The organism is Thalassotalea fonticola, from assembly GCF_032911225.1.
GTDB classification, from domain to species: domain Bacteria; phylum Pseudomonadota; class Gammaproteobacteria; order Enterobacterales; family Alteromonadaceae; genus Thalassotalea_A; species Thalassotalea_A fonticola.
This window is the reverse complement of record NZ_CP136600.1, coordinates 3310361-3322858: the sequence shown is the minus strand read 5'-3', so window position 1 is coordinate 3322858 and position 12498 is coordinate 3310361. Positions and strand designations below refer to the sequence as shown.

Here is a 12498-nt window from a genome sequence, read left to right as displayed (position 1 = left end):
TCTGATTGGTATTATTGCTTCGGCATGTAGTTAGCTTTTAATATACTGGTCAACATGGCGCTCATCATTGCTCTAAGGGCGGCCGGTTTTACCATCTTACGCATATACCCTACATTGGCCTTTGATGTTTTATTCTCGATGTCTGGGTCGGTGGTGGCGGTAATTAAAATAGCAGGTATCTGACGCTGTCCCAACACCCGCAACTCTTTGATTAAATCAATGCCGTTATCATTATTGTCGAGTTGATAATCAACAAGTAATATTTCAATTTCATCATTATGGCGACTGAACACTTCTTTTGCTTCTTTCGTGCCACTTGCACCATAAACTTTACATTGCCATGCTGTTAATAGTGCTAACATACCTTCAAGCACTTTTGGATCGTTGTCGATACACAAGACAGAAACACCTTGTAAGCCAATTTGTTGAGTAGGTGCCTGCTCTGCTTGTGAGATTGGCTCTGCTTTGGGCACTGAAATAGAGAAATTACAACCGCAATCTGGCTCAGAGACTAAATGCAAGGTATGGCCAAGTATTTGTGATAAAGACCTGGTTATGTTTAAGCCTAACCCTAAACCATTGCTGGCATGATTCTTACCGTTATCCAATTGGGTAAACTGTTCAAAGACTAATTGTTGCTTGTCTTCAGCTATGCCTGGACCATCATCAACAACTTGTATTTTTAATTGCTCACTTTCTAATTGTACCGCCAGTACAACTCGCCCAGGACTTGCATATCGAAAGGCATTGGTGAGTAAATTTTGTAATATTCTGCGTAATAAATGCTTATCGGATTTCACCCAATATTCACTATCAAACACTTTAAGCTCTATTTGATATTCATCAGCCGAAGCCGAAAATTCTTGTTCTAATTGCTTGAGTAAATCAGCCAGACAAAAAACCTCAATATTCGGGCTAATATTACCGCTTTCAATGCGGGCAACTTCCGCCAGGTTTATTAATAAATCGTTGGCCACTTTTAACGAATGATCAATATTCTGAACTTGCCGTTTTTGGCTATCATTGAGCTTATTTTGATCCGCTAATGCCGAAGTGAATAACCGTGCAGCTTCCAGCGGTTGCATTAAATCATGACTAATCGCTTTCAAATATTGGCTCTTTTTAAGGTGGGCTTGTTCAGATTTTTCTCGGGCAACAGCTAATTGTTGATTTACCAATTCAAGTTTTTGGGTGCGTTCAGTAACTATAGACTCTAAGTCCAGGTTTTCTGCTTTTAGTACCATTTCTGTTTCACGAAACGCGGTTATATTTTTAAAAATCATAACAAAACCGCCGTCAGGCAAAGGGCTACCTTCGATGCGAATTATTTGCCCTGTTGCCAGTTGTCGCTCTGATGTATGTGAGCTACCGTTACGTAAATAGTGTAATCGTCGGCTTACTTGCTGCTCTATTTCACCTTGCCCACACAACCCTTGTTCGGCATTATAGCGAATTAATCGTTCAATTTTGCAACCGGCATACACCATATCTTCAGGGTAGTTAAACAACTCAAGATAGCGCTTGTTCCAGGCGACTAAATTAAGTTGGCTGTCAATAATTGAAAAACCTTCACTGGCATTCTCTATCGCACTTTGTAATAAGTGCTGGTTATCCTGCTGCTGCTGTGTTGATGTTTCTTCAACTAATTGCGCCAGCTCATTTAAATTGATGTTTCTGCCTTGCATAGCCGAATTAATTACTAGTCGCGCAGAAGCTGAGCCCATTACTGTGCCTAACGTATTTTCACAGTGATTTATTAAAGACTGGTGCAGTTGTTTTTCATCCAGTTGTAAGGAAGCATGTTTTTGTTCAAAACTAGCAAAGCTGACGCTGGCTTTTTCTTCACCAATAAAGCGCGAGATCAATAGCTGTAATTCAGAGCCAGTGATTTGTTTTTTCTTAAGCGTTGGTAATTCAAAATCCTCAATATCTTCGTTAAAAAATGCTGCTTGTACGCGTTCATGCACATTTTGTCGGCTTAATAAAGATATTGACCACATAACAAAAATATTGCTGGCAAAACTGATCAAGGTAGCGGTAGTGTTGTTTGATAATTCGCCGAGAAATATCGATTGATCATAAAAACCTAAATTAGGCAGCAGGTTTAATAGAAACCACAAGGAAAAGCCAGTAGCAATACCACTATAAACACCCGTTAAACTGGCATGGCGCCAATAAAATGCAGCAATTAACGCCGGAGTAAGTTGGGCAATACAACCAAAAGCAATGGCACCTAATGACGCAAGCGTATCATCAGAGGCTAGTAGAAATGCTCCATAACCCATTAAAATTATGATCAAAACTAATAACTTTCTAATGTTTAGTAGTTTTAGACGAAAGCGCTCATAATCATTGCCCTGCTGATTGTTGCGGCGAAACAGTAAAGGAAAAACAATTTCATTACTGAGCATCGTACTTAAGGCGATAGCAGAAATAATGATCATTGAACTGGCAGCAGAAATTGCGCCTAAAAAAGTCAGTGACGCAAGCCATACTTGCTGATTTTTTACCGGTAGCATTAACACATAAGCATCAGCAGCAATACTGCCGTTAAAAAGCAAATGCCCAGCTAAACCTAGTGGGATAGCCAAAACAGCAAAAATTAGTAGATAAAAAGGGAATATTCGGCGCGCAAAACGGGTGTCTTTCTTATCTTTAAGTTCAACTATCATCACCTGAAACTGACGCGGTAAAGATAAAAATGCCGCCATAACAATTACTAGCATGCCTAGCATTGAAGATATGTTAGGCCAATTAAATTGTTGATTTATATCTACATTAGCCTGTTTCCAAAGGTCTGATGGTGAGTCAAACAGGAAAAAACAGACAAATATAGCAATAGCCACAAAGGCAATGATTTTGATTAATGATTCAAAGGCAATCGCTAACATTACCCCCGGGTGACGTTCGGTTACATCAATGTTGCGAATACCAAAAAAAATGGTGAAACCGGCCATGGTAATTGAGGTGATTAAACCTAGCTGCCAGTTACTAACTTCTTGCTTAATTTGTAACAACTCAAAGGAATAAACAATGGCTTTAAGTTGCAGCGCCATATAAGGCAAAGTACCAATTAAGGCGACCATAGTCACTAATATTGCTAAATTGTGTGATTTACCAAAACGTGAAGACAGTAAATCGGCAATTGAGGTTAGGTTTAATTTTAAACTTACTCGGATAATTCGTTTGATAAACGGCCAGGCAAACATAAATAACAATATTGGCCCAAGGTAAATCGGTATATGTGAAAAGATATTTGTAGCTGTTTGCCCTGTGGTGCCTAGGAAGCTCCATGACGTACAATAAACACCTAAGGTTAAGGCATAAACAATGGCTTGGCTCTTGCCAAATATTTTGTGGCGATATTTGTCACCTAAATATGCAATGACGAATAATAAACCAATATAGGCTAATGCGATAATGACTAATTGCCAATTGTGAAACATATTACCTCTATTTTGTTATTATCGAATATTCGCTAGCTTTGATCTGCGGTTTGCGTGTAAAACTCACTAATGTATTTTCCACCTTTTATGGTGGCAATAATACGCAGTTTATAGGTATTACCTGTCGCGCTAACCTTATCTCTTAATGGTGTTTGTCTAAACCAGTAGTATGGGGTGTCGCTCATTTGTAATTGATAAGGTGTTGCCTCATCGTTGCTATCAACTAAAAATAGCGTTGCCGTGTCTAATGGAAATGTTGAGTTAATTGTGGTTTTACCATTTTCATCAAAAATATTAATTTTAAAATCATCAGCAAGCAGTACACATTTACCCGCTAATACATCACAAGATTGTTCTGGAGCCATTTGAAAAACACGATTCTTTTGCGCATCGTTTTCTGCCCAGATGTCGGAGGCAATATAACCACCCAAAGCGAGTAAAGGGGCAATCGCAAACGCTAATTTTGTATGCTTATTCATTGTCTTAGGTCCTTTGGGTACTAATAAAAAACATTCAAAAAATTGAATTATTAGTACGCTAATAGTTTTAACATTTTAATAACTCTAATAAAAGCTCAAACCTTGATAGAGTTGATAAGAAGTTATTTTAACGGTTACTTTAAAAAATAAAGACCCCAGGCTAATTACAACCATGGAGTCTTTGTTATTTTAAGCATCTAAAGATTAGTGAGCGTGAGCTTCACCAGCACCTTTTGGAATACGGAAGTTTTCAACCATGTGTTGGATATGCTCTGGCGCATCGCCAGTTAATTTACATACGCCAAACGCTACGGCAAAGTTAACTAGTGCACCTACTGCACCGAATGCATTTGGTGAAATACCGAAGAACCAGTTTTGTTCTAGACCACCTAAGAACGATGTGCCTGGAATAAACATGATGCCTTTGTGTTGGAATACGTACAGCATAGTAATACCAATACCTGAAACCATACCCGCAACCGCAGCTTTACCACTCATTTTCTTCGAGAATATACCCATCATTAAGGCCGGGAATATTGACGATGCAGCTAAACCAAAGGCTAAGGCTACGGTACCAGCGGCAAACCCTGGTGGATTGAGACCGAGATAACCAGACACCAGTATTGAGATTGTCATCACGATTCGACTCGCTCTTAATTCCGATTTTTCTGACAAGTCAGGTGTTAATACCCCTTTCATTAAATCATGGGAAATAGAGGATGATATCGCCAATAATAATCCTGCAGCAGTAGACAGGGCAGCGGCTAAACCACCGGCAGCAACTAGAGCGATAACCCAGTTTGGTAAGTTAGCGATAGCAGGGTTAGCAAGAACCATAATGTCACGGTCAACTTTAACCATTTCATTCGTTTCTTTATCTGCTACGTATTGAACTTTACCGTCACCGTTTTTATCTTCAAATTTTAATAAACCAGTATTTTCCCAGTCTTTAAACCATTGCGGACGCTCAGCATAAACCATGTTTTCACCAGCAGTAGGTTCAATCGTGTTCATTAAGTTTAAGCGTGCCATGGCACCAACTGCAGGAGCTACAGTATAAAGTAAGGCGATAAATACTAAGGCATAACCCGCTGAAGCACGTGCAGCTTTCACTGAAGGAACAGTGAAGAAACGCATAATTACGTGTGGTAAACCAGCAGTACCAATCATTAATGATAAGGTATAAGCGAACATGTTTAATGTGCCACCCATGTTATCGGTAGTGTACTCTTTAAAACCAAGGTCGGTAACAACCAAATCTAATTTGTCTAATAGATATACGCCACTGCCATCAGCAAGGGTTGAACCTAAACCAAGTTGTGGAATTGGATTGCCAGTAAGTTGTAATGAGATGAATACTGCAGGAATAGTGTAAGCAAAAATAAGTACACAATACTGCGCAATTTGGGTGTAAGTAATACCTTTCATACCACCTAGTACTGCATATACCCAAACAACCATCATACCTATGCCTAAGCCTAAACCGTAGTCAACTTCTAAGAAGCGTGAGAATGCGACGCCTACACCTTTCATTTGACCTATGATGTAAGTTAATGACGCAATAATTAAACATACAACGGCAACAATACGCGCTGTTTTCGAGTAATACCTGTCGAAGATAAACTCTGGTACGGTAAATTTACCATGCTTACGCAAGTAAGGGGCTAGCAACATGGCGAGCAGTACATAACCACCGGTCCAACCCATTAAGAAGACTGAACCACCGTAACCTAAAAAGGCAATAAGACCAGCCATTGAAATAAACGATGCGGCACTCATCCAATCGGCACCAATTGCCATGCCATTTTGCATTGGTGTAACACCACCACCGGCAACATAGAAGTCACTTGTTGAACCAGCTCGCGCCCACCAGGCGATCGCAAAATAAACACCGAACGAACCAAATACGGCAATATAAGTATAAAGCTTTAACTCATCCATTATTTATTCCTCTTCTACGTCATGTTTTTTATCTAGTTTGTTCATCTGTGATGAATACCAGAAAACTAAACCAACAAACGTGTAAATAGATCCTTGTTGGGCAAACCAGAAACCTAGTTTATAACCTCCAACACGTATCTCGTTTAACGGTTCTACTAATAACAAACCAAAGCCAAATGAAACTACAAACCAAATGACAAGGCAGATGAGTATCAGGCGAAGGTTTTCTTGCCAGTAACTGTTATTACTCTCCACAATGCTCTCCTAACTATTTTAAAATTATTAATACCAATTGATATTTTGTTTTTTATATTTTTATAAATTCAAGTTGTAATGAAGAAGATATTTATCGAAAGGCAGAGTTTTATTTACCTCTGATTCTTTTGGTAAAAATCTTTTTCTATCTATCACACTAGCAACCAAAGACAAGAAATAACATTAGACCTTGGTCTAGTTTAGCGGTTAAATGGTTGTGTTAATTACCAACCTACTATAAAACTAAGATAAGCAATATTGTTAATATTAAGAGCATTATAATGAGTACAGAACTGGCCGATATTCATGATTTCATTAAGGCTATTGAACCATTTGACCAATTACCCGATGCAAGTATTGCCAGCATAGTCCGTAATATTAGTATTTGTTATGTGCGTGCTGGTGAGCAATTACCACCAGCTGGCGTACAACAACCTATGCTTTATTTTTTACGCAAGGGCGCTCTTGCCTATTTTACCGAGCAAGATGAATTATTAGGCAAGTACGGTGAAGGCGATATATGTACAGTATTTTGCAAACCCGACGAAAATTTAACCGTTAAAGTCATTCCTGAAGAAGATACATTGCTGTGTGCTATTGCCTGCGATGATTTAAAGTCGGTAGTTAATGACTTCCCGAGTGTGTTGCGTTTTTTTATGCAAACAGGCGCGCAGAGGTTAAAGCAGCAGGTGGTTAAAATTAATGAAGAAGCGATTATGGCTTCTACGTTAATGAATACTTCAATTGAAGATTTTTATCATGCCCCGGTGGTGACTATTGAGCAATGCGCTTCAATAAAAGAGGCCGCATTTAAAATGACAGAGTTAAATTATTCCTGTCTTGTGGTTGTAGATGGCGATAAATTGGCGGGCATAGTGACTGATAAAGATTTACGCCGGCGTTGCGTGGCTCAAGGCTTAGATTTTAACCTGCCGGTTAGCGACATTATGACGCCCAATATGGAAGTTATTGATATCAACTATAGTGCCCATGATGCCTTAATTAAAATGACGAGCCAGCACATTCATCATTTACCGGTGATGAAAAATGGTGAATTAGCCGGGATGATCACGGTAACCGATTTAATGAATCAGGAAGGGTTAAATGCGGTTAATATGTCGAGTACCATTGGCAAGGCAACGTCTGTGGAAGAGCTGATTAGTATTAGTAAAATGTTGCCCAAACTGCAAATTAGAATGGCTAAACTAGGCACTACTGCTGATCATGTCGGTAAAACCATAAGTGCCATTACTTGTGCCTTTACCGTTAGGCTGATCAAAATGGCCAAACAAAAATATGGGCCAGAGCCTGTCCCTTTTGCTTGGCTAGCGGCAGGTTCGCAGGCACGACAAGAGCAATTTGCTCATTCAGATCAAGATAATGCGTTGATTATTTCCAATGATATGCAGCCTGAAGATGATATATGGTTTAAGAACATGGCCACGCTAGTCAGTGATGGCCTTGCTGCCTGCGGATTTATTTATTGTCCGGGGGATGTGATGGCGACAAACGATAAATGGCGACAACCTCAGCGTATTTGGCAAAATTATTTTGACCGCTGGGTTAATACCCCTGAGCCAATGGCATTGATGCATTCCAGCGTGTTTTTTGATTTAAATTGTGTGTTTGGTGATGTCAATTTGCTCAAAGAAGTGCAAGCGAATATGCTCAAACAAACGCAACGTAACACATTGTTTATTGCACATTTATCTGGAAATGCTTTAAAGCTTAGACCGCCACTGGGCTTTTTTAGAGACTTTGTTTTAGTCTCCAGCGGCAAAAACATAAAAGCCCTGGATTTAAAACATAATGGTATTGCGCCAATTGTTGATTTAGCGCGAATTTATGCTCTTTCGGAGGGGATCACTGCGGTCAACACCATCGAACGGTTGAAACAGGCATCTGGAACGCCTTCATTAAGTAAGACGTCTGCGGCTAATTTAATTGATGCCTATGAATTTCTTGGTATGTTGCGAGCTGAGCATCAAGCCAGACAGCTACTCGATGGTATAGAGCCTGATAACTTTTTAGCGCCAAAAGAAATTTCACGATTAGAACGAGAACACTTAAAAGACGCGTTTAAGGTAATTAAAACCATGCAATCTAACCGCCAAAGCACCTACGGTTAGTTATTATGATTAAAAAGTTAACGCACTTTATTAATAGCTTTAGAAGTATAAATGCACAACGATTAACGTTATTGGCAAAAGCTCCAGAAGGACCACTAAAACAGTTTTTGTCGGTGCCCTTTCCCGACAATAGAACGGCAATCGCTGACTTGGATATTCTTGCTGTAGATTTTGAAACTACCGGCTTAAATGCCAAAACAGATCAGTTACTCAGTGTCGGCTATGTACTGATCGAGCATGGTTTGATAAAACTCGGTGAAAGTGAACATGAAATCATTCAATCAACGGGAGACTTGCATAAAGATAATGTGGTGATTCACCAAATTACAGATGATGAAAAATCCAAGGGTTTGGCGTTAGAGCTGGTTGTTGAAAAAATGCTTAAGGCGTTAGCTGGGAAGGTTATGTTGGTTCATTACGCCACAATCGAGCGTACCTTTTTACAACAAGCCTGTATTCAGCTCTATGGCATGGCACCTGTTTGGCCAATAATTGATACCCTAGCTTTAGCTAAAAAACGATTAGACAGAGCTGACACTGCTTATGACCCGTATCAGTTAAGATTAATTAATCTACGTCATTCTTACGGCCTACCAGCTCACCATGAGCATAATGCCTTAAATGATGCCGTTGCCACAGGAGAGCTTTTTTTAGCGCAAATGCGTCATTATCATCACGGTTTTGCTACCCCTTTAAAAGAATTTATCAGTAAGTAGCTTTATAAATCAGCAAATAAAACATCAATTAAATCAACGCTCTTAGACTAAAGTCTAATGCTTAAAATGGCAGTTTTAGACTTAGGTCTAATATCTTCTCTTGCCATACCCGCCTACCTTTGTATGCAACAAGAAATTTACAAATGAAATTGGCTGACGCTTTTCCTGAATATGAATCTTCGTCAGCACACAAAGGTGGAGAGCATTATGAACGCATCGGTTAACCCAGATATGTTTTACCCGGGTCAAGACGTAGTAGATCAAGCTAACGTTAGTGAATACGAAAAAATGTACCAATACTCGGTCGAAAATCGTGAAGAGTTTTGGGCTGAACAAGCTGACACATTAGGTTGGTATAAAAAGTGGGACTCAGTATTAGATGAATCGAATGCGCCTTTCTATAAATGGTTTGATGGCGCTGAAATAAACATCGTTCATAATGCTATTGATCGTCATCTCGAAAATGCGAACCGCAATAAAATGGCGATTATCTGGGAAGGTGAAAATGGTCAAAAACGTAACTTTTCATATAACGGCTTAAACCGTGAAGTTTGCCAGTTTGCCAATGTCTTAAAAAGCATGGGAGTAGAAAAAGGCGATATCGTTACTATCTACATGCCACAAATTCCAGAGCTGGTATTTGCTATGTTAGCCTGTGCCAAAATTGGTGCTGTGCACTCAGTTGTTTACGGTGGCTTTAGTACAGAAGCGCTTGCTTCTCGTATTGATGATGCACATTCTCGAGTACTTATTACAGCGGATGGTGGCTGGCGTCGTGGTAAGCAAATAGATCTAAAGTCTATTGCCAATGAAGCGATGCAGCGTTCACCAAGCATTGAAGTGTGTATCTGTGTTAAAAACAATGAACTTGATGTTGAAATGGAGCCAACGCGTGATTTTTGGTTGCATGATTTAAAAGCTCTGCCAATTGCTGGTAGCAAGTGCGAAACCGAGCAAACCAGCTCTGAAGACCCATTATTTATTCTATACACATCAGGAACTACAGGTACGCCAAAAGGTATGCTGCATACTCATGGCGGCTACGCTGTTTATACCTCAACCACCCATCGCATGGCATTTGACATTAAGCCGCAAGACCGATGGTGGTGTGCGGCCGATCCGGGTTGGATCACGGGTCACAGTTACATCGTTTACGGACCATTAATTAATGGTGCAACTATCATGCTTTATGAAGGTGCGCCAAATTACCCTTACCCGAATCGTTGGTGGCAAATTATTGAAAACTACGGCATCAATATTCTGTATACCTCGCCGACAGCAATCCGTGGCTTAATGCGCTTTGGTGAACGTTGGCCGAAAAAACATGACCTTTCAAGTTTACGTTTACTGGGAAGCGTTGGTGAGCCGATTAACCCCGAAGCCTGGAAATGGTATCACCATGTAATTGGTAACGATAAATGTCCAATTATTGATACTTGGTGGCAAACAGAAACCGGTGGTTTCATGATCTGTCCACTGCCTATCACGCCATTGAAACCTGGTTCGGCGACTAAACCATTCTTTGGTAATGAAATGGCTATTGTTGATGACGATGGCAATGAAGTTGGCACCAACGAAGAAGGTAAATTGATCGTCAAAAATCCATGGCCGGGTATGGCCCGTACGGTATTTAAAGATGATCAACGATATGCCGACTTATATTGGAGTCAGGACAAAGATGGCAAATGGATTTACTTAGCCGGTGATAGCGCCAAAAAAGATGAAGATGATTACATCTGGGTTATTGGTCGCATGGATGAGGTACTGAAAGTAAGCGGTTATCGTTTAGGCACCTCTGAAGTTGAAAGTGCATTGGTAAGCCATCCTATGGTAACTGAAGCTGCGGCTGTTGGTTTGCCACACGAGCTTAAAGGTAATGCCATTCATACCTATGTAATTTTGCAGGCAGGCATAGTTGGAGATAAAAAGCTGGAGCAAGAGCTAAGAGCTCATGTGGGCAGTGAAATGGGCAAGATTGCGATGCCAGAGTGTGTCGAGTTTGTTGAATCATTACCGAAAACTCGCTCAGGAAAAATAATGCGCCGTGTGCTTAAAGCGCGAGCATTAGGACAAGATGAAGGTGATTTAAGTACTTTAGAAGAGTAACCAAATCACTAACAAAGTAAAAAGTTTTACAACATAAAAATAAGGGGGCTTAGCCCCCAAAAAACAAAAAATTAATTCTAACGAAACAATAATCGCTTTAAGGCATGTTAGTAGTCTTACCTTGGATGACGATGGGGAGCAAAACAATGTTAACACGAAATAAACTAGCGTTCGCAACAGGCTTAGTCTTTTTAGCAAGTAGCGCGCATGCAGGATATACGATCAAATTAACTGATAAAGATACCATTACTTTTGGAGGTTATATTCAAGGCGATATTCGTTACGTTGATGGTGACCTTAGCTCGCCACTTACCAATGATGACTTCTGGATTGGCCATGTTGCTGCAGATGAGCAAAGTAATGTTAATTTTAATGCTAACTCTAGTCGTTTTAATACCAAGTATGTCCATGGCGATGTCACTGGTTTTATTGAAATGGATTTTTATGGTGGTGGCGGTAATGAAAAACTAACAAACTCAAGACACCCAAGACTTCGTCATGCATTTATTAAGTATAAAAATTGGACTGTTGGACAAACGTGGTCGACTTTCATGAACACTAGTGCCTTAGCTGAATCAGCTGACTTTGCTGGGCCACTTAATGCTTCCGCGTTTATCCGCCAAGACCAAATTCGTTATACCAATGGTGGCTTACAAATTGCCATTGAGAACCCTGAATCTTACGGTGGAGAGACAGGTGATGCTGGTTATGGTGATCAAGATTCAGTGCCTGATGTAGTAGGTAAATATACCTTCAAAGGTGATTGGGGTAATGTTGCTGTATCTGCAGTTGCAAAACAATTAAATACTGTTGGTGGTGAATCTGAAACAGGCGTTGGCTATGGCGTATCTGGTCGAATTAACTCTTTTGGTAAAGATGATATCCGTTTTGCCTTTCACGGTGGTAATACCGGTCGTTATGTAGGCGCTGCTGCAGCAACCGATTTAGTTGGTGAAGAAGTTGAAGAAACTACTTCAATCATGGTTTCTTATCGTCACTTTTGGACTGAAACATGGCGCTCAAATGTTTATTACGGTAGCACTGAAACTGAAGAGTCAGATCGTGAACGTACTCATATTGCCATTAATATTTTTAACAATATAACTAAAGAATTGTCTTACGGTTTAGAAGTAGGAAATTTTGAAGCGGTTGATTTAGATGCAGATTCAGATTACGTACAATTTTCTGTGAAATATGTACTCTAGTTAAGGGTTTAACTTTCTCCTCGTCAATTCGCCTATGGCTTAATCGCCGAAACGAGGTTTTTTGGGAAAGCATTTGCTTTCCCTTTTTTTTACCTTCATGGATGAAGGTATGCAAACTACTAAGGACGGTATTAAGTTTGTAAAGCAAGGAAGTGCTATATGACAAAAACGCACTAATACAGGGACGTATGTAGATAGAATAACGCAGGAGCAGTTATCGA

8 protein-coding genes are annotated in these 12498 nt (G+C 39.9%); 4 read left to right on the top strand and 4 right to left on the bottom strand.

Features of this window, described 5'->3' with window-relative positions:
* Positions 1-11 precede the first annotated feature (11 nt).
* From RI844_RS13340 to RI844_RS13325, 4 genes are all read right to left on the bottom strand, one after another.
* Positions 12-3446 (bottom strand): hybrid sensor histidine kinase/response regulator, encoded by a 3435-nt coding sequence (locus RI844_RS13340; RefSeq protein WP_348395165.1) that lies wholly within the window; start codon positions 3444-3446, stop codon positions 12-14.
* 32 nt (positions 3447-3478) lie between these two features.
* Positions 3479-3925, bottom strand: coding sequence for a hypothetical protein (locus tag RI844_RS13335; RefSeq protein ID WP_348395164.1), 447 nt, complete (start codon positions 3923-3925; stop codon positions 3479-3481).
* 204 nt (positions 3926-4129) lie between these two features.
* The gene (locus RI844_RS13330; RefSeq protein WP_348395163.1) at positions 4130-5866 is read right to left on the bottom strand and encodes a sodium:solute symporter family protein; all 1737 of its coding nucleotides are present in this window, start codon (positions 5864-5866) and stop codon (positions 4130-4132) included.
* 3 nt (positions 5867-5869) lie between these two features.
* Positions 5870-6121: a DUF4212 domain-containing protein gene (locus RI844_RS13325; protein ID WP_348387818.1), complete on the bottom strand. Its 252-nt coding sequence runs from the start codon at positions 6119-6121 to the stop codon at positions 5870-5872.
* A 281-nt stretch (positions 6122-6402) separates the two neighbouring features.
* On the opposite strand from RI844_RS13325, the gene RI844_RS13320 reads away from it, so the two are divergent.
* The 4 genes from RI844_RS13320 to RI844_RS13305 all read left to right on the top strand — a co-directional run bounded on the left by RI844_RS13320 (position 6403) and on the right by RI844_RS13305 (position 12277).
* Entirely contained in the window at positions 6403-8250 is a 1848-nt protein-coding gene (locus tag RI844_RS13320; protein WP_348395162.1) for a putative nucleotidyltransferase substrate binding domain-containing protein, read from the top strand.
* Positions 8251-8255: 5 nt separating this feature from the next.
* On the top strand, positions 8256-8966 hold the full coding sequence (locus tag RI844_RS13315; protein WP_348395161.1) for an exonuclease domain-containing protein: 711 nt from the start codon (positions 8256-8258) through the stop codon (positions 8964-8966).
* Positions 8967-9173: 207 nt separating this feature from the next.
* A complete protein-coding gene (gene acs / locus RI844_RS13310) occupies positions 9174-11072 on the top strand; it encodes an acetate--CoA ligase (RefSeq protein ID WP_348395160.1) in 1899 nt (632 codons plus the stop codon).
* A gap of 146 nt (positions 11073-11218) precedes the next feature.
* Entirely contained in the window at positions 11219-12277 is a 1059-nt protein-coding gene (locus RI844_RS13305) for a DcaP family trimeric outer membrane transporter (protein ID WP_348395159.1), read from the top strand.
* The last annotated feature ends 221 nt before the right edge of the window (positions 12278-12498 follow it).